Origin of the sequence: Lentzea terrae (genome assembly GCF_003265345.1) — a bacterium.
Lineage (GTDB): Bacteria > Actinomycetota > Actinomycetes > Mycobacteriales > Pseudonocardiaceae > Lentzea > Lentzea terrae.
On the sequence record NZ_QFWW01000023.1, the window covers coordinates 46,204 to 64,373 of the forward strand.

Sequence of the window (18,170 nt, forward strand, 5' to 3'; positions counted from 1 at the left end):
ACGACTGGCGGCACCCGTCTTTTCCGAGGAGCACATGTGGCCACCGTCGTACCGCTGTCACTGACTTTGGAGGTGGGCCGTCATCGGTGCAGCACGCTGGTGTGGGCGCTGCAGACCGGACAGGCGGCCGACGGCGCGGAGCGGTGGCTGTTCGACTCCTCGGCGGTGCGGTGGTTGCTCGACCGGGTGGCCGACGGCGAGATCAGCCCCGAGCGAGCCGTCGAGCTGGTGCACGAGGTGTCGCGGTGGAACAGCGGCTGTTGCTACTGGTGCGACCTCGCCGCCGCCACCTACCCGGAGGCGCTCCGCCGGCACCGGGACGCGCTCGCGCAATGGCAGCGGCAGCAACAAAGCCTCACTCCGGAGACGCACCCGTACCTGCTCGACAACGGCACCGTGCACAGGTGGAACTGCTCGGCCGCGCCACCGGCTCGGGGCCCCGGGCATCCCGGCGCGGACCTGCACGCCTACTCGGCGTGGCACGGCCCGCTGAACGGAGACCTGGACCGGATCATGGCCGAGCTGTGGGAGGAAACCCGGACGAGCAGGCGGGTCACCGAAGTGGAACTCGACCAGTGGTTGCGGCTGCGCAACCACCACGCCGGCTCACCCTGGTGCCCGCGGTGCTCGCCGGAACTACCTGGCGAACCTGCACCCGGCTAGTCGCACAGCCCGGAACGGCGCCGGACGAATTCACCGTCGGCGTTCCAGTCCGCGCCACCAGCTCACGACTCCAGCACGCAACAGCTTCCCCGCACCACGGCCGGGAGACCGTCGGGCGCGCACTCCATCCGGCCGACGACGCGAATGCGGTGCCCGCCGTGCTCCGGGGCCAGTCGCACCTCGACGTCCATCGGCTCTCCGCGCCGCAGCAGCGCCTGCCACTCGCCCTCGCCCGCGACCGCCGACTCGAGGCGGGCCTGCACGTCCGGGCCCGCACCGAAGATCTGACGCAGCCCGTTCGACACGATCAGCCTGCCGCTCATGAGGTCGAGGGAGAACACGCCGAACCCGGCATCCGCCACGGCATCGACGGCGTCCGCGAACTCGAGCCGGTCCGCCGTCGAGGAACCGTCGTCCGTGATCGGCCGGTGCTCGCCGGCCAGCCAGCCCGGCAACCAGGTGCACAACACGGATTCGTCCACGGGAGTGATGCGGACGGACACACCGGGGGTCCGCGCGAGATCCGTGAGCGGATGAGGCGCCGCCACGACGTGCTGGACGGCTTCACCGGACCGGGACACCTGCGTGAACGTCCTGCGCAACAGCGCGGCGGTGTCTTCCGGCAACAGTTGCCCGAGCGTCAGGCCGGCGACCTGATCGACCCCCAGCACCTCCGTGGCGGACTTGTTGCCCATTTCCACGCGATAATCCACAACGTCCGCAGGATCACCCTCGCGCTGAATCGGCATCCAAACCAATGCAGCTTCCTGCATCAGATCGACGACCTCCTGCAAGCGCAGCCCATTAGCCAAGACCTGTCTCGCCCCCTACTTGAGTAACCGCCGCCGTGGAGCTATCCAAGACTACGGTCCGCAGCGGTCTCGCACCTCAACAGGAGGAAACGATCCATCAGATCGTGACGTTTGCCCTCACTTCGGTCCAAACTGCAGTGACAAGTCGTCACAAGTCCTGACCAGATCCTACCGGGAACGTCCTTCACCCACTGGTGTGCGTTAACTCGTTCGAGTGATGGTCGGGTACGCCGCGCAATATCTCGAATGTTCGACACGGACAAAACAACCGGAATCAGGCCACGAGCCGGTCGTCGGGAGGCACCGTGCGGCCGAGTTGCTCCAGCAGATCGGTGACCTCACGAGCGGCGCCGGTGCAGTTGTCGCAGAGTGCCAGGTGGTCCCGCACCCGCTGCCGCACGCCGCGCACTCTGCGCCCGGCCAACACCGCCGCCAGGTTGTCGACCGCCTCACGACAGACCTCCTCGGCCGCGGCCTTCACGTGCATCTGCACGTAGGCCAGCCGCAGCCCCTCGCGGGCCCGGAAGGCCAGCGCTGCCACCGCGTTCGGCCGCATGCCGAGTGCGTCCGCCGCCGCTGACGTGCTGAGCCGCTCCAGCTCGAGCAGCACCAGCACGGACCGCCAGCGCTCTGGCAAGCTGGCGAGAGCCCTGCTCGCGAGCTCGGCGTCGAGCCTCGCGGTGACGGGATCGTTCTCCTCGGCCGGCAACAGGAGCTCGGTCACCTCCACACGCCGGTCGACCATCCGGTCGCACGCCACCTGCTTGTAGAACGTCGTGCGAACCGTGGTCAGCAGGTAGGCGCGGAACATCTCCGTCGGACCGCCGCCCGCGACGATCCGGTTGAACACTTTGACAAATGCCTCGGAAACGAGATCGTCGGCACCTTGCGACGTACCGAGCAGCCTGCAAGCAAGTCCGTACGCGTCCACGAAATTCCTGCGGTAGAGCTGGACGAAAACCTCTCGGTCTCCGGCGCGAATCGCCTGCACAAGACCGGAATCGATGTCCTCGACTTCGTCAGTCATTTCACCTGCCTCAGGTTTCCGATTCCCTCTCCGTCTCCCCCACCGGTGAACCACAAAGCTACAGCGAGCAGTTCCCCCAGGGAAGGCAACGCTCCGAAACACCTAACTTGTCGCCCCAACAGGTGCGCGCTATGCGGCTCGAATCATCGCAGCGCATCCCCAATTTTGCGTAGTACTCACTCGTACGAGTGACCTGCTGCGCGAGGAAGCCCGCTCGAACGCTGCACGGGAATCACGTGCGCCGGGCTTGCGCACGTCTCGTCGTCCTCCAGCCCGCCCAGACTGATGACGGCGGCGCGGAGCGCCACCCGCAAGCGGTCCACCTGCGCCGCGGACAGGTGGATCGTCTCGTGATCGGCACTCTCCACGATCACGCACTGCTCGGTCAGCGCCACCACGGTGGTGGCGCTCCTGCCCTGCTCGTCGCGGCAGCGGACCGTCCACGAACGACTGTCGTCCGTCCGCCGGAGGAGCCGGGCCACCACTGACGACAACCATGCTTCGCGATGAAGACTGAACATCCACGACCTCCTCGAGATGGAACTCCAGAGATCACTTCGGCAGGAACGACAACTCGTAGGCCCTGGCCACGGCGTGCGCGCGGTCCCTGGCGTCGAGCTTTCGCAGGATGTGACTGACGTGTGTGCGCGCGGTCTCGGCGGTGATCTGGAGCCGCAACGCGATCTGCACCGCCGTGCGGCCTTCCGCGATGAGCTGCAGCACCTCGAACTCGCGGCGCGACAACGACCTCCCACCCCCCGTTCGCGCACCTTCCACGGAGGTGGCGAAGACGGCGAGAGCGGGGTCGATGTGGTGACCGACGGTCGCCCCCGCCGTGATGGCCTGCACCAACCGTTCGGGATCGGCGTCCAGCGGCACCAGCGCCCTGGCACCGTTGATGCGCGCCATGGCGATGCTGTCAGGGGTGCGAGCCTCCCGTCCGAGCAGCGCCACCACGGCGAGGTCCTTGAACAGGCGGGTCAGCAACTGGCAGCGGTTCCAGCCCGGATCACTGGCAGAGGTGAGGAGAACGACGTCGGGACGTGCCGACTCGCACAGTTCGACGGTGTCCCTGGTGCTGCTCACCGCGTCGACCCACTCCAGGGCGGGATGTGCCGAGACGACGGTCTGCACGCCATGTCTCAGCAGCGGCAGCGATTCGACCAGCGCGATCCGGAGCGGACTCGCGCGGCCGTCTCCCACCAGCGACATCTCTTCCGCACCTGCATCCATTTGCTCAACCCCTGATCGATCTTCCATTGAGTAACGCCAAGCCATCGACGGTTGTACGACCCCGGCGGTTGCTCACCCACGCGCATCCACCTCGTCCGAGTGAGCTTGGAAATGCGCGGAACCTCGTCCGCCCGGCACTGGGGGAACTGCCGCCGTGATCGTGAGCGACGTTCACCGGCCGGTGTGCTCGATCGCCGACCACTCGCAACTCACTCCGCTCGTCAACCCTTGTTATCGCTCACATTTTCGGATCGGCAACATTGCCACAAACCCGTCGGTGTCATGGCCGGGTGGGCCATCGGTGCTGCCCACGTCGGCGCGTCTCGTTGGGGCGCAGGAGTGGTGCCGCAGCGGCAGGAACGGCCGCGAGGTCTCGAACGACACCTGCCCGGTCACGACGATTCACGCCGGCCGCGTGCGTGGCCCCGTCGCCGGAAAGGCCGGCACGCCACGAACACGATCGTCAGCACGACCGGCAGCAGGCCCGGCACCGCCAGCAGAAACTGCCACCACGTCGTCAACCTGGTCCACCAGGGGACGCTGCTCTCGGCTTTCACCACGGTGTCCCCGCGGTTGACATCGGCCCCGCAGGTCACCGACAAGCCGACCGCCGAGGCGCAGGCGATCACCGTGATCTCCGCCCCCTCCGCAACCGCTCCGACGGCGACGCCCAGCTCGAGCTGGGCCGTCGCACCGGCGGCGACGTCGACGAGCCACGTCGTCTCGGTAGGTCCCTGCGCCTGGCCGCTGCCCGTCCGGCCCACCACGAGCGATGACGGTGTCGAGAGCGTCACCTCGAGCTGGTCGAGCTGCTGATCGGTGTTGTTGCGGATGCCGATCCGGTAGGTGGTCGACTGATCCTCGGTGACCGTCACGATCCCGTCGTCCACGGCCACGACCACGTCGTCGTGGGAGCCGCGCTGCGCGGCCAACGTGATCGTGAGGGCCACGACGAAGGCCATCGCGGAGGCCATCCACGGACGGCTGGTTCTGACGGGGACGGAATCGGTCATCGAGCGGGCCTCCACCCGTTGCACGGCAAACTTTCACTCCCAGACCGCACCGGGCACATCAGATTGCGGACTTTCGGTCTCACTCACCTGATCGTGCGACCAATTGCACGTCCACAGTGGATTGATCTCCCTCAAGAGAGTGATCATCTCGTGATCCGATAACACCGCTGGTGTGCTCCGCGATCGATGTCACAGGCGGCAAACACAACCCCGCGGTCCCCTGGAGTGATCTTGAATCAGCTACCCGCTCAGCCACCGGCTCTCCTGCGCATGTGGTGGAGCATCCCGAACTGGTCCCGCCTGCTGCCCGTGCTCGGCGGCGCAATGCTCGCGCCGATGGTGCTGATGCCGATGTCCACACCGCCGGCGTCAGAGCACGCGCCGGACGTCGCGTCCGCTCCCGTGCCACCGGCGAATCCGGTGAGCCCGACGGCCCCGCTCACCACGGTCGGTCAGGTGGCCGTCGCCGGCCGCGCCGCTGCGGTCGAGCCGAGCACCACGGGTTCCGCGGGTTCCGCTGCGCAGGCCGCCGCGCCGAGCTCTTCCGCCACGCCGGCCACCAGGCGTCCGGAGACCACCGGCACCGTCCCGGACGGCACCACCCCGACCGTCAGCACCCCGACCGTCAGCACCCCGGCGGTGACGCCGTCGCTCCCGCAACCGGTGGCGCCGGCCGCCGTTCCCCAAGCGCGCGTCAACGAAACCTCCGCTCCGTCAGTGCAAAGAGGACTGTCTTGCCCGGACTCCGGCAAGGCCGGCGCGCACCTCGCCGGCTCGCTGGGCACGTGCGCGGTCGTCCACGAGCTCTCCCTCGACAGGCCGGGCGCATGAGCGGCGACGACAACCGGATGGACAGCGCAGAGGCCCGTGCACTGCACACGTTCCAGCGCGGGCCGTCCGCCCACCGGTGTCCGGCCGGACACGGTGCCTTGCGGGTGTGGCCGGACGCCGACGCGCCGACCGGCATGTGCCTCGTCTGCACGACGTGCGGACACCGCACCGAGGTGGACAGCACGACGGCCGATCGGTCCACTGAGGACGAGCCGACCACGCGGAACGAGCAAGCTCCGGCAGTGCGGCTGCCCGACGGCATTGCGCCGCGCGGGCTTCTGCCCAACGGCACGGTGCGCACGACCGGTTGGGCGCAGTTCGGGAACATGCCCGTCTCCACGGGCGTTATGGCGGCGCTGGCCGCGTTCTCCGCCGCTGTGCCGCTGGCGCCGGTGGCACCGCTGATACCGGTCGTCGCGCCACCGATCGGCTATCTGGCCTGGAGACTCGGCGCCAAGTGGCGACCGGCCTCGCAGGCCGTCAACACGCGACGCGTCCCGACCGCGGCTCTCACCGCAGGACAGCTGATCCGCCTGTACGGCACAGCCGGTCCGGTCGGCGAGGTCAGCAGTGTCACCGCGGATGTGACAGGACGTCTCAAGGTGCGGATGGTCGGCGGCCTGGAGCTGCTGCGACGCCCTGATCAGCAGATCTGGCAGGTCGACCTAAGAACCTGACCGGACAGGCCGCTGTGCTCGCCGCCGCTGAGGCGGTGAGCACGGCATCGCCTGCGCACGAGCAGTTCACCTGTTGCGGTGACTCCCTCCGTCGTAATCCGCTGATGCTTCTCGGGTCTGTCACGTGTGTACGAGTCCACACGACCGCCGGGGGTCGGCGGGGACCGGAGGCATGCCGTGCCCCGCACGAGGAAATCCCGGACGCTCCGGTCTCTGTCGCGGGTGCTCGTCGTCTTCGCCCTGAGTGCGGTTTCGGCGACGGTGGTGACCGAACCCGCCACCGCCGATGTCATCATCCCGCTCACCCAGGTCTACGACCTGGTCGTGCCACCTGGCTCCGGGGCTCCGCCGACGAAGGAATCCGACACGGCGGCGGTCGTCGTGACGAATCTGGCCGTGGCCAAGGAGATCTGCACCGACGCCGATTGCGACGACGGTCCGTGGAGTGACACCGCGAGCCTGCTGACCGGGTCGACCGCGTACTGGCCGATCACCGTGACCAACACCGGCGAGGCCGGTCTGACCGGCATCACGCTGAACGACCCCACCGCACCGTCCTGCGCCGCAGCACCGTTCGACCTCACCGCGAACGCCCCGAAGACGTTCTACTGCTCGACCACGAGTCTCACGAAGAACACGACCAACACCGCGACCGCGCAGTACGTGCCACCAGGTGCTCCGCCCGGCACCGAACCGGTGATGACGCAGCAGGCTGGCGCGACCGCGAATGTGCACGGCCTGAAGCTGGTGAAGGAAGTCTGCGCGGCGTTCAGCGAAACCGACTGCGGCCCAGGAGGTCCAGGGCCGTGGGGAGGCGTCGCGAACATCCCGAGCGGTTCGTCGGTGTACTGGCGGATCACCGCTACCAACACCGGCGACGTCGACCTGACCGGCATCACCCTGACCGACCAGGACGAGCCGGGCTGCGACGCGGAGTTCGACCTGGCCGCAGGTGCGTCGGCGTCGTTCCACTGCTCGACTGACGAAGTGACCGGAAGCGTGCAGAACGAGGCCACCGCGTCGTTCGGCATGATGGGGTGGCCGGAGGAGGCGACCACGGAAGCCATCGCGGAAGTGAGCGTCACCGATCTCCACGTCGAAAAGGAGATCTGCGCCGCGTGGACCGCGGCGGAGTGCGACACGGGCCCGTGGGTGTACTCGGCGACCATCCCGAAGGGCTCGACCGCGCACTGGCGGATCACCGTGACCAACACCGGCGACGTCGATCTGACCGGCATCACGCTGAGCGACCCCACCGAGCCGTCCTGCGCCGCAGCACCGTTCGACCTCGCCGCAAACGCCTCGAAGGCGATCCGCTGCTCGACCGCGAATGTCAAGAAGACAACGACCAACGAAGTGACTGCAACGTACACACCGCCGGGTTCGCCACCGGACACCGCACCGATCAGCACCGCTCCGGCCGACGCGACCGCACGGGTCTCCGACCTCGCGGTGAGCAAGGACGTCTGTCAGTCAGCGGTGCCGGAGGCGTGCACGGAGACGGGCAGCGGGCCGTGGGCCGACACCCACGTCGTCGAACGCGGCGGTACGGCACGCTGGCGGATCACGGTGACGAACACCGGCGAAGCCGATCTCATCGGGATCACGCTCCACGACGCGGTCGAGCCGTCGTGCTCGACCGGCGGTCTCGACCTCGCGGCCGGGGTGTCCGTGACGTTCGCCTGCTCGACGACCGACCTCACCGCGGGGATGACGAACACCGTGACCGGGCGGTACGTGCCGCCCGGCGCCCCGGCGGCCACTCCACCGGTCAGCACTCCACCCGACAGCGCCTCGGTGCGGGTGGCGGGTCTGGACGTGCGCAAGGAGGTCTGCCTCACCGAGAACGCCACCGCGTGCGACAACTGGGGCGAGACGGCGACCATCCACAGTGGAGGGACGGCGCACTGGCGCGTCACCGTCGTCAACACCGGTGAGGTCGACCTCGATGTGGTGACCGTGCAGGACCCGGTCGAGTCCGGCTGCACCACGACCGCCTTCGCCCTGGCCTCGGGTGCGGAGAAGACCGTCCACTGCGCGACCGCAGGACTGACGCAGGGGGTCGTCAACACGGTCCGAGCGGCCTACGTGCTGCCAGGAGGAGGCCCATCCGTCGTGACCGGCCCCGACTCGGCAAGTGCCGAAGTGGCACCGGCGTCCGCACCACCCACCAGTCCACCGCTCGCGGTGACCGGCGATGACATCTGGCGCCTGGTGGCCATCGGCCTGCTGCTGGCGGGGCTGGGCGTGATCCTGCGGTTGTGGGGTTGGAGGCGTACTTGAGGCAGAAGGCGTCAGGGCACCCGAGTGGCCCACTGCCATCAGCTGTTCCGCCGTGCAGATCGGCCGCACGTCCGGTGCCCCGGTCGAGTCACAGCCGCCACTCGACGACGAGGCGTCCACTTGCGGATTCGCCGGTCGGGCCTGTTCCCATCTGCTGTGTGCCCCGCCGGGGGCACCAGCATCATTCGCACAAGCGCCGGTCAGGCTCTGACCAGGCGCTTGTTGCCTTTTCGGCGATCGTTTCGCGATCACCCGGTGGTGGCTGGGGTCATTCGCGCCGACGCGCGGCACAGGGTGGCGGTGGGCAGCTCTCCCCGGCTGAGGAGATCGTCCGCGCCTCCAACCTCGATTGGACGATCGTCCGTCCCTCTGGCCTGTTCGACACCGAGGTGGCGAGCGAGTACCGCATCGCCGTGCCAACTACCTCAACGTGTTCGTGAAAGAGGCACTGCGAATCGGCAAGTGACCAGCAGGACGTGAGCCGCCGCCATCAAGCGTTGCGGTCGTGAGCCTTGCGACGGCGGCGCACCAGCAGCGTGGCACCGGCCAGCAACGCCATCAGCAGGAGCAGCGGCGGCACCGGCCCGACGGCGGTGAGCCAGTTGACCAGGGCGTTCTGCACCACCCCTGCCGCGTCGACGACCGGGTCGGCCGGGTCGGCGCCGCCGAGGAACAGCCGGAGTTCGTAGATGCCGTAGTAGGTGACGTACAGGCCGACGAGCACCAGGAGTGCGCCGCCGATCCGGGAGATGTGCGGCAGCAGACTGCGGGCGCGGGACGTCACGGCGGTGCTGGCCAGCGCGGTGGCCACGGCCAGCGCGGTCACGACCAGGCCCATGCCCGCGGCGTAGGCGACGAACGCGGCGACGCCTTCAACGACGTCGCCGCCGCGTAGTGAGCTGCCCGCTACCGCGAGGAAAGGGCCGATGGTGCAGGACAGCGAGGCGATCGCGTAGGCGATGCCGTAGCCGAACATCGAACCCAGGCGCTGGTTCGGTGCGCCTTTGCGCGGCTTGGGCACCAGCAGGGTGATCTCACGGCCGGCCAGCAGCAGTGCGCCGAGCACTACCAAGGCCGCGCCGATCACCACGGTGACGAACGGCAGATAGCGCTGCACGGAGGCGAACACCGGCGCGATCACGATGCCGAACAGGCCGAACACTGTGACGAAGCCGAGCGTCATCAGGGCGCTGGAGCCGAGTGCGCGGGCCAGGAGTTGGGCTCGGGTGCGGTCGGCCGCGCCGGTGACCACGAGGGTGAGATAGGCGGGCAGCATCGCGAAGCCGCAGGGGTTGACCGTGGCCACCATGCCGGCGACCACGGCCACTAGCAGGGTCTCGGTCATGCGAGCTTGGTCAGCCGGTCACGGAGGTCCTTTTCGGACAGTTGGCTCGTGACGACCTCGACCTTGCCCGTCTTGTCGATGAAGGCGTAGGCGGGCTGGGCGGTGACGCCGAACCGCTTCCACACCGCGGAGTCCGTGTCGGCGATGTGCTGGAAGGACTTGAGGTCGTACTTGTCCACGAAGCCCTGCATCGCGGGCACCTGGTCCAGTGCGGCCACGCCGACGAACGTGACGGAGGAGCCGAGTTCCTTTGCCGCCTTGGCCATTCCGGGGGCCTCGCGCTGGCACTTGGGGCACCACGGCGCCCAGAACCACAGCACCACCGGCTTGCCGGCCAGGCTCTCGCCGGAGAGTTCGGCGCCGGCCACGGTCTTGGCGGTGAACCGCAACTGTTCCGGCGCGGCGACCGCGGGCTGGGTTGGCGCGGTGGCCGGCGTTGACGCGGATGTGGAGGTGGGTGGGGGCGCCGTGCTGGGGGCTGAGCCGGGTTGGGCGCCACACCCCACCAGGAAAGTCACGGCGAACGCGGCGACGGCCGCGCGCTTGGAGAACATCAGCTACCTTCCTTCGGCTACTGCTGACCGCGATACTGCCGGATGCGGTCAGGTGGCAGATGTTACGAAGTGCTGACGGGCCCTTCAGGTCAGCCTGTGCTGCACCGCGAAGATCGCGGCTGCCGTGCGGGAGCGGACGCCGAGTTTGGTCAGGATGTTGCTGACGTGCCGGTGCACGGTTCGTTCGCTCAGGCAGAGTTCGGCGGCGATCTCGGCGTTGGTGCGGCCGTCGACGATCAGGCGCAGCACCTCGATCTCCCGCGGGCTCAGGCCGGATCCACCGCTGCCCCGGTCGGACAAGAGGCTGTGGGCGCGGTTCGCGTCCGGGCGTGCGCCGAGCCGTTCGAAGGTCGCCAGTGCGGCGTGGAGTTCCATCCGGACGCCGTCCTCGTCGCCGAGTGCTCGGCACGCCTGCGCGATGTGCACTCCGGCGAGGGCCATCTCGTACGGCACGCCCAGATCCCGCCAGCCGTTGACCGCGTCGCGAAGGTGCACGAGCGCGTCGGTCGGACGGTCTTCGGCCAACGCCACGGCTCCGCGGGCTGCTGCAACGGTGGCTCGTGCGGCTGTGGTGGGGTAGACCTCGGCGATCTTCTCCATCTCGGCGACCGCGGCCTCGGCCGAACCGATCTCGCCCGCGGCGATGTCGACCTCGACGGCCGCGGGCAGGAGTGCGAACCGGTCGGCCGCCAATGCCTGCTCGGCGAGCGCCCGCTGCAGGCCGGTGTGTGCCGCCTGCACCTCGCCCTGGCTCAGCCGGTGCAGGGCCAGTCCCGGCTGCGCCACGCGGCCGAACATCACCGCCTGCTGGTAGGACTCGTCAATCCCCGGATCGCCTTTCAACCTTCGCGACTCGCCCAGTTCGTACCACGCGTGGCCGGCCACCAACTGCCCGTCGACGGCCAGGTCGCGGCACGCCTGCTCGAGCTCGGCCGTCGCCCGTGTCCAGTCACCGCGCAAGCGCATCAGGAGCGCTCGGTAGATCCGGCAGTTCCCGAAGTAGGCGCCACCGAGTCGAGGCAGTTCGCCGAGCCACCTGTCGAGGGCGACCGACCATTCCGCCGCACGTGCGATCTCGTGCACCTGATAACAGGTGCCGATCGCGGCGCAGTACATGACGCTGGTGGCCCGCGGCGAGGTCGTCCTGGTGAGAATCCGGACCATCGCCTCGTCGAGCAGCGCCAACCCGCGCTCCAACGACCCGAGCATGAGGGTCGCCCGGCCACGCATCGTCGTCGCGATGGTGACCAGGTCGGTGTCGCCACGACTCAGGCCCAGTTCGGCCGCCCGGTGCAGGAGTGCCTCGGCGGCGTCGTAATTGCCGGCTCCGATGCACCGGTAGGCCTCGGGGATCAGCAGCCAGCCGTACTCGTCCGGCTGCCGTGCCACACCGCGGGCCCGCTCGACCCATCCGGCCGCGATGGCGAACTCGGCGCGAGTGAAGACGTGCACGCTCCACAGCCAGTACGCCGTGCGGGTAGCCTCGTGGACCTCGCGTGCCTGAGCCCGCAGTTCGAAGCACCGGGACAGCACCTCGACCGCTTCGTCGACCCGCCCGATGATCTGCGCGGCCTCGGCCCAGCACTCGAGGTCCTCGATGCCCAGGGGTGCTGCCCGATCGGCCGCGGTGTACTCCGCGCAGGTCTCCACCCACCGTGCCGCGCGATGGTGCTCGCGGGCGGCCGCACCGTGGTCGGAGCGCTCGTTCATCACCACCTGCCCTGGGTAGGAATGCCCACGATCCCACTGGTCAGGTCGGCCCGCTCTGCGGAAGCGCAGCCGACCCGGTGGCGCAGATCCTGGGCGGGACAACCCACCGATCCCGGGAGCACACGATGTCCACACCGTTCATCTTCATCGGCACCCACAAGATCAAGCCCGGCAAGCGTGAGGCGTTCAAGGCGCACTTCGCGAAGTTCTGTTCCGAAGTCGTGGAGCCGCAGGAGCCCAGGCTGCACTCCTTCTACGGCTACTCGGCCCCGGACTCCGACCTGGTGACCGTCGTCCAGGTCCACCCGGACGCCGATTCGATGGCCACCCACATGAAGGTCGGGGTGGAGCACTTCAGCGAGGCCTACGCCGAATACCTCGAACCGGAAAGCACCCTGCAGATCTACGGCACCCTCACCCCGGAGCTGATTCAGACGATCTCGGCTGCCGCGCAGACCGAGGAGAACGACCGGAGCGTGACAATTCGCGAGCCCTTCACCGGATTCGATCGGCTGCCTCAGCGGTGAGGCCGCGGATACGATCTCGGGGTGCTCAGGACGCGTCTTGATCTCGACCGGATCCACGCGGCTCGCAGCGTGATCGATCCCGTGTACCTGAACACCCCGATGTACCGGTGCGACGCACTGGGACGCCAGCTCGGCTGCACCGTGAGCATCAAGCTGGAAACGGCGAACCCGGTGCGCAGCTTCAAGGCCAGGGGGACCGAACTCGTCACCAGCCTGCTGACCGAGCAGGGCCGCACGGCGGTGGTGTGCGCCAGCGCCGGCAATCTTGGGCAAGCGCTCGCCTGGTCGGGTGGCCGCCGCGGCCTCGACGTGACGGTCGTGGCGTCTGTGCGGGCCCCCGTCGCCAAGCTCGATCGGATCCGCGCGCTGGGCGCCGACCTGGAGCTGGTGGACGGCGACTTCGAAATGGCCCGCGCGCGAGCTGTGCACATCGCGCAGCAGCGCGGCATCCGGCTGCTCGAGGACAGCCTGGACATCGAGACGTGCGAGGGCGCCGCGACGATCGGCCTCGAACTGGCGGAATCCACGTTCGACGCCGTGTTGATCGCCTTGGGCGGCGGTGCGCTGGCCACCGGCGTGGGCTACGTCGTGAAGACCTCGGCCCCCGGAGCCGAGGTGATCTGCGTGCAGCCCGCGGGTGCGCCGGCGTTGACCCGCTCGTGGCGCGAACGTCGCGTCGTCACCACCGAGTCGACCGACACCATCGCCGACGGCGTCGCCGGACGCTTCCCCATCCCCGAGGTGCTGGACGACCTCCTCGTGGTGGCCGACGACGCCGTCCTCGTCCGCGAATCGTCGATCATCACGGGCATGCGGCTGCTCCTGGAGCACACGGGGCTGGTCGTCGAACCCTCTGCCGCTCTTGGCGTCGCCGCCGTGCTGGAGGATCGCGAGCGGTTCGCGGGCCGGCACGTCGTCACCGTGATCTGCGGCAGCAACGTCAACCCGGACGCCTATCAGCGTTGGGTTCATCGGTGACTGTGGCGCAGTTCTCAAGAAAAGCGAAGCGCTTGCCGAACCAGTCCTGCTAAGTTCTGGCGGATTTCTCATTCAGCAAAGAAGCGAGCGTGCATGTCTGCATTTCTTCGTCGCGCCCTGGTGCTTTCCGCCAGTCTCGTGACGCTCCTCGGTCTGGTGTCCGTTCCGGCGCAGGCCGCGGTCTCGTGTTCCGGCACGGTCACCGCCCGCAAGTACATCGGCTACGCCGAGCTGGTCATCTACTACAACTCCAGCAACGGTGGCACGAACAGCGCTTGCCTGAACCACCTCGGCGACTCCTACGGCGTGTCCCGGCCGACCTCGGTGCAGATCTTCCGGTGTGCCGAGCGGAGCGGACAGGGGCAGGATTGCACCGTCACGGCCAGTTCGCGGCGGGACTCCGACTCCTATGCCTATTACGCTGGTCCGGTCGGCGTGACCGGAACCGCGAATTACTGCGTTGCGGCGTCGGGGTCGATTCTTTGGAATGGCGACACGCAGTACATCAACACGGGCCGCCAGGGGTGCCCGAACTGATTTGCAGCCGGACCGGCCGGCGCGCGGCGATCAGGCCGGCCCCGACCGCGACGAACTGAAGAGCGGCGATCACCAGCAGCGCTGTCGCGGGTGTGCGTGACGACAGGAGCACGCCCGCGAGCAGCGAGCCGAGTGCGAACGCGCCGATCTTCAGGCTCGCGCCGGTGGTGGACACCTGGCCGAGCAGTTCGGGTGGGCTGTAGCGCTGGCGTGCGGTGATCAGCGCGGCCAGGGTCGGACCGGATGCGAAGCCGGCGAGCAGGGCCAGGAGCGTCAGCACGACCAGGTTTCCGGCCAACGTCCACAGCGCGAACGACACGCCGTAGAGGGCGACCGTCACGAACAGGACGCGTTCCGGCAGCCATCGCGAGAGGTATGGGCGCACCGCCAAGACGGCCAGCACGGCGCCCAGGTCGAACGCGGCCAACACGAGGCCGCTGAGGTCGCTGTGGGCGTGCAGCAACGGCAACAACACCGGCAGCGTCACCACCAGCATGCCGAACCCGACGAAGCTGATCACTGACGTCAGCGTCGCCGCGCGGAGAGGTGGGGTGCGCACCAGCGTGCGTGCCCCAGCCCGCAGCGCCGGGAGCAGCGACGAGTGCGGTGACGGCGGTGCGGGCGCGAGCACCAGGCGCAACGTGACGAGCCCGCCCGCGAACGCCAGCGCCGACACCACGGCCATCGCGCCCGCGGGTGACCATACGACCGCGACGATGCTCGCCAGCGCCAAGCCCGCGATCGCCGTGCCGCTGTAGAGCATCGAGTCGTACGCGGTCACCCGCGGCAGGTCCACGCCGAGGCGCGGGAGCATGCTGGTGAAGCCGCCGCTCGTCATCGGCAACGTCAGGCCGGCGACGAACGCCAGAACCGGCAGGAGAGGCGCGGGCACGACGATCAGTCCCACCGCCATCGCGGCCAACAGGAACTGGTTGCCTGCCAACGCCACCAGTGGATGGCGGGTGCGGTCCAGCCACGCGCCGAGCAGCGGTCCCGTCACCACGGCGGGCAACGCGTAGGCGGCGGTGGTCACGCCGGTCAGCAGTTCGTCGCCCGTCCGGCTCCACGCGAGCAGGGCCAGCGTGATCACGACCATCTCGTCGGCCAGCCGAGCCAGTCCGGCGGAGGTCAGGTAACGCCACATGCCGCCCTGCCTAGCAGCTGCCAGTCTGCACAGTCGATCGATTTGCGATGTCCACCGTGACCTCGGCCAGCGGCGAGCTGGTGCACGTGAGGACGTGGCCGGACGCTTTCTGTTGCGCGGTAAGGCAGTTCGGCTCCTGCTGAGAGATCTCACCGCTGCGGAGCCGCACGACGCACTCCCCGCAGCTGCCGACGGTGCAGGAGTACGGCATCGGCAGACCCGCCGAGAGCCCGGCGTCGAGCAGCGTCTGCCCCGGCTCCACCACCGCGGCACCGACCGGGAGCCCGTCGTTCTCGACGAGCATTCGCTGCGGCGCGGTGGAAGTGGCCGCGGCACGTGCGGTGGCGTAGTGCTCGGCGAGCACCTGACCGTCCGGGATGCCGAGCTCCGCCAACGCCTGCCGCGCGGTGGCCATGAGAGGTTCCGGGCCGCAGACGTAGAACCGCGCACCGGAGGACGCCCTGAGGCCGGTGACCCACCGCCGAACCCCTGGCACGTCGAGCCTGCCGGCGCGGGAAGTCAGCACGTGCGTGATCGACAGCCGATCGGGGTGTTCCCGCGCCAGCCGGCCGAGCTCGGTGGCGAAGATGGTCTCTTCCGCGCTGCGGTTGCTGTACAGCAGTGCGATCCGGGGTCCGGCAGACGCGGCCAGCAGGGTGCGGATCATGCTCATCATCGGTGTCACGCCGCTGCCCGCCGCGATCAGCACCACCTCGTGTTCGGGATCCACGTGGAAGGAACCCGACGGGCCGCGCACGAACAGCCGGTCTCCCACTGCGAGGTCGCGATGGACGTGCGTGGAGAACTGACCGCCCTCGACGTGTTTGACCGTCAGTTCCAACCGGAGTGAGCCGGGCACCGACGAAGCCGAGTAAGGCCTGCGCACGCCGAGGTCAGTCACCAACGTGAAGAACTGGCCCGGCCGGAAGGCGAACGGTTCGCCGTCCTCCAGCACCACGGTGACGGCACTGGGCGTCTCCCGCCGCACCTCGACGACGCGCACCTCGCGCAACGGGTGCTCCGGCGCGGTCTCAGCGGTGCGTTGGAAGGAAGTCGTGACCTCGTATCCCTCCTGGCGCAGGCCCAACCGGTAGGCGAGGTTCATCGCCGCCCGCAACCACCGCACCGGCACCAGCTTGAGCAGGACGGACGTTCCGCTCGCCGAGTTCGCGGCCAGGTGTGCGCTCGCCAGGCCCATCAGGTCGGGCAGGTCGGTGTGCGCGGCCGGGGTCCACAGCCTCGCCCGTGCCACCGCGTCGTTCGAGGTCAGCTCGGCGGCTTCGACGTCGACGAGCAGCGCGGCGTGCGGTGGTGTCCCGCGCAGCGACAGCGGTTCCAGCACGGCGGGGTCCACGGTGATCGTCCCCCGGCCTCGGACGTGCAGCACACCGGTGCGCCCCGGGACGAGCGCGGCGAACGAGAGCCGGTCGTCCTGGAGCAGGTTGTGGAGGGTGTCCGCGCGTCGGTTGCCCTTCCGGTCCGCGATCACGAGCGTGCGGCCGTCCAGGATCCGCGCGACCGCTTGCCGTTCCCCGCGTGGACTCGTGTCGCTGCCGCCCGCCGAGTCCCAGGTGGACAGTGCCAGGAATGGTGCGGCAGCGAGGAAGTCCGCGACACCGGGCGGGGAGAGAGGACCGTCATCGATCGGTGCAGCAGGCTCGGCCGGTGCGGGCGACTGCCAGAGACCCGACCGCAGCACGGCCTGGGCGCAGTGCACATACGCCTCCGCGACGTCGAAGACAACCTCGCCATCTCGTCCCGCGGAGGCAGAACCGTTGACTCGCAACGTCTCCCCCACCCCCGGCAGGAGGAAGACCAGCGACGCGGGACCGGCGGTGAGGCCCGAGCTCAACGGGAAGGAGATGCGGGCAGGCGAACGCACTCGCACGAAACCCGGTGTGCCGCCGACGAACGTCGTTCTGGGCAGGCCTCGCGCGTCCCGGTGGCCGAAGCCCGCGATCGGACAGCGGGCGAGCACGGTCACGCAGCCCTCGTCGAGTGTGCTGAGCTGCTTCAGCATGATCATCGGGGCGGGCCGGCCGACGACTGACTCGACCTCTTCCACCGTGTTGAGCCGATCGAGGGAGACATTGTTTTCCCAGCTCATGGCACTATTATGAGCTTTTGCTCAGCTCTTGGATACTCGCTTTCGAGCGCCTGGGGAAGGACCACCGTGCCGTCGGCCAAACGCCCCGTCGAACCACGTCGCAAGCCCCGGCAGGTCCGGGCGGAGCTCACCCGCGACCGCATCCTCACCGCGGCTGCTCACATTTTCGCCGAGCACGGGTACGCCGCCGGCACCACCAACCGCATCGCCGAACGGGCCCGCGTCTCGATCGGCTCGCTGTACCAGTACTTCCCCAACAAGGACGCGATCCTGGCCGAGCTGGTGATCCGGCACATCGACCGCGGCGTCTGGACCCAGGCCGATCGGCTCGACCTGTCACCAGGAACCCTGGAGGCGGCGGTGCGCGCGCTCGTCCGCGACGCGATCGACAACCACCGCGACGACCCCCAGCTGCTCCAGATCATGGTCCAGGAGGCGCAGTTCTCCCAGGAGCTGCTCGACACGATCGCGCGGCACGGTGAGCAGCGCATCGCCCAGGTGCGCGATCTGCTCGCCCGGCACCCCGACGTCCGCGTGCGCGACCTGGACAGCTCATCGTGTTCACCGTGGAGCTGAACACCCACCGGATCATGGCTTCCCCGCAGGCCACCGGTGTCGAGAGGTTCGAGCACGAGCTGGTGGGCATGGTGACCCGGTACCTGGCCGGCCACCAGGAGTCGCCTGAACCGCTTGCGGCTCGTCGGGAACGCCCTTCACCTCGGTGAGCCG

20 protein-coding genes are annotated in these 18,170 nt (G+C 68.9%); 10 read left to right on the plus strand and 10 right to left on the minus strand.

The annotated features are described in order from the left end of the window. Positions 1 to 36: 36 nt before the first annotated feature. Positions 37 to 663, plus strand: coding sequence for a hypothetical protein (locus tag DI276_RS27930; protein ID WP_112268675.1), 627 nt, complete (start codon positions 37 to 39; stop codon positions 661 to 663). Between the two features lie 62 nt (positions 664 to 725). On the opposite strand, the gene DI276_RS27935 is transcribed toward DI276_RS27930, so the two are convergent. From DI276_RS27935 to DI276_RS27955, 5 genes are all read right to left on the minus strand, one after another. After that, entirely contained in the window at positions 726 to 1,412 is a 687-nt protein-coding gene (locus DI276_RS27935) for a hypothetical protein (protein WP_157984993.1), read from the minus strand. Between the two features lie 337 nt (positions 1,413 to 1,749). Continuing rightward, entirely contained in the window at positions 1,750 to 2,502 is a 753-nt protein-coding gene (locus tag DI276_RS27940) for an RNA polymerase sigma factor (RefSeq protein ID WP_112268678.1), read from the minus strand. Between the two features lie 176 nt (positions 2,503 to 2,678). Next, positions 2,679 to 3,023 carry a hypothetical protein gene (locus DI276_RS27945; RefSeq protein WP_157984994.1) on the minus strand — a complete coding sequence of 115 codons (345 nt, stop codon included), beginning with the start codon at positions 3,021 to 3,023 and terminating at the stop codon, positions 2,679 to 2,681. Positions 3,024 to 3,054: 31 nt separating this feature from the next. Next, positions 3,055 to 3,735 carry a response regulator transcription factor gene (locus DI276_RS27950; RefSeq protein ID WP_232836969.1) on the minus strand — a complete coding sequence of 227 codons (681 nt, stop codon included), beginning with the start codon at positions 3,733 to 3,735 and terminating at the stop codon, positions 3,055 to 3,057. A 392-nt stretch (positions 3,736 to 4,127) separates the two neighbouring features. Beyond that, positions 4,128 to 4,748, minus strand: a complete 621-nt coding sequence (locus tag DI276_RS27955; protein WP_157984996.1) for a hypothetical protein — start codon at positions 4,746 to 4,748, stop codon at positions 4,128 to 4,130. Positions 4,749 to 4,979: 231 nt separating this feature from the next. Between DI276_RS27955 and DI276_RS27960 the strand changes: the two genes are divergently transcribed. The 4 genes from DI276_RS27960 to DI276_RS53470 all read left to right on the plus strand — a co-directional run bounded on the left by DI276_RS27960 (position 4,980) and on the right by DI276_RS53470 (position 8,979). Beyond that, positions 4,980 to 5,579, plus strand: a complete 600-nt coding sequence (locus DI276_RS27960) for a hypothetical protein (RefSeq protein WP_157984997.1) — start codon at positions 4,980 to 4,982, stop codon at positions 5,577 to 5,579. Beyond that, positions 5,576 to 6,256, plus strand: a complete 681-nt coding sequence (locus tag DI276_RS27965) for a hypothetical protein (protein ID WP_112268688.1) — start codon at positions 5,576 to 5,578, stop codon at positions 6,254 to 6,256. The genes DI276_RS27960 and DI276_RS27965 overlap by 4 nt, the downstream gene beginning before the upstream one ends. A 222-nt stretch (positions 6,257 to 6,478) precedes the next feature. Then, entirely contained in the window at positions 6,479 to 8,539 is a 2,061-nt protein-coding gene (locus tag DI276_RS27970; RefSeq protein WP_112268690.1) for a DUF7617 domain-containing protein, read from the plus strand. Between the two features lie 158 nt (positions 8,540 to 8,697). After that, on the plus strand, positions 8,698 to 8,979 hold the full coding sequence (locus tag DI276_RS53470; RefSeq protein ID WP_198680960.1) for an NAD(P)H-binding protein: 282 nt from the start codon (positions 8,698 to 8,700) through the stop codon (positions 8,977 to 8,979). Positions 8,980 to 9,029: 50 nt separating this feature from the next. On the opposite strand, the gene DI276_RS27980 is transcribed toward DI276_RS53470, so the two are convergent. From DI276_RS27980 to DI276_RS53085, 3 genes are all read right to left on the minus strand, one after another. After that, positions 9,030 to 9,884, minus strand: a complete 855-nt coding sequence (locus DI276_RS27980) for a cytochrome c biogenesis CcdA family protein (protein ID WP_112268695.1) — start codon at positions 9,882 to 9,884, stop codon at positions 9,030 to 9,032. After that, entirely contained in the window at positions 9,881 to 10,438 is a 558-nt protein-coding gene (locus DI276_RS27985) for a redoxin domain-containing protein (protein WP_112268697.1), read from the minus strand. The genes DI276_RS27980 and DI276_RS27985 overlap by 4 nt, the downstream gene beginning before the upstream one ends. Positions 10,439 to 10,522: 84 nt before the next feature. Further along, positions 10,523 to 12,148, minus strand: a complete 1,626-nt coding sequence (locus tag DI276_RS53085) for a helix-turn-helix transcriptional regulator (protein WP_157984998.1) — start codon at positions 12,146 to 12,148, stop codon at positions 10,523 to 10,525. 125 nt (positions 12,149 to 12,273) lie between these two features. Here DI276_RS53085 and DI276_RS27995 point away from each other — a divergent pair, with 125 nt between their 5' ends. The 3 genes from DI276_RS27995 to DI276_RS28005 all read left to right on the plus strand — a co-directional run bounded on the left by DI276_RS27995 (position 12,274) and on the right by DI276_RS28005 (position 14,190). Next, positions 12,274 to 12,675: a putative quinol monooxygenase gene (locus DI276_RS27995; protein ID WP_112268701.1), complete on the plus strand. Its 402-nt coding sequence runs from the start codon at positions 12,274 to 12,276 to the stop codon at positions 12,673 to 12,675. A 21-nt stretch (positions 12,676 to 12,696) separates the two neighbouring features. Then, positions 12,697 to 13,653: a threonine ammonia-lyase gene (locus DI276_RS28000; protein WP_112268703.1), complete on the plus strand. Its 957-nt coding sequence runs from the start codon at positions 12,697 to 12,699 to the stop codon at positions 13,651 to 13,653. 93 nt (positions 13,654 to 13,746) lie between these two features. Further along, complete coding sequence (locus DI276_RS28005; protein ID WP_112268705.1) at positions 13,747 to 14,190, plus strand: hypothetical protein; 444 nt, start codon at positions 13,747 to 13,749, stop codon at positions 14,188 to 14,190. Here the strand turns inward: DI276_RS28005 and DI276_RS28010 are convergent. Beyond that, positions 14,159 to 15,334, minus strand: coding sequence for an MFS transporter (locus tag DI276_RS28010; protein ID WP_112268707.1), 1,176 nt, complete (start codon positions 15,332 to 15,334; stop codon positions 14,159 to 14,161). The genes DI276_RS28005 and DI276_RS28010 overlap by 32 nt on opposite strands. A 10-nt stretch (positions 15,335 to 15,344) precedes the next feature. After that, complete coding sequence (locus tag DI276_RS28015; protein WP_112268709.1) at positions 15,345 to 17,441, minus strand: 2Fe-2S iron-sulfur cluster-binding protein; 2,097 nt, start codon at positions 17,439 to 17,441, stop codon at positions 15,345 to 15,347. A 66-nt stretch (positions 17,442 to 17,507) separates the two neighbouring features. On the opposite strand from DI276_RS28015, the gene DI276_RS28020 reads away from it, so the two are divergent. Then, positions 17,508 to 18,017 carry a TetR/AcrR family transcriptional regulator gene (locus tag DI276_RS28020; protein WP_332874713.1) on the plus strand — a complete coding sequence of 170 codons (510 nt, stop codon included), beginning with the start codon at positions 17,508 to 17,510 and terminating at the stop codon, positions 18,015 to 18,017. Beyond that, complete coding sequence (locus tag DI276_RS53285; RefSeq protein ID WP_332874714.1) at positions 18,008 to 18,166, plus strand: hypothetical protein; 159 nt, start codon at positions 18,008 to 18,010, stop codon at positions 18,164 to 18,166. Before DI276_RS28020 ends, DI276_RS53285 begins: the two co-directional genes overlap by 10 nt. The last annotated feature ends 4 nt before the right edge of the window (positions 18,167 to 18,170 follow it).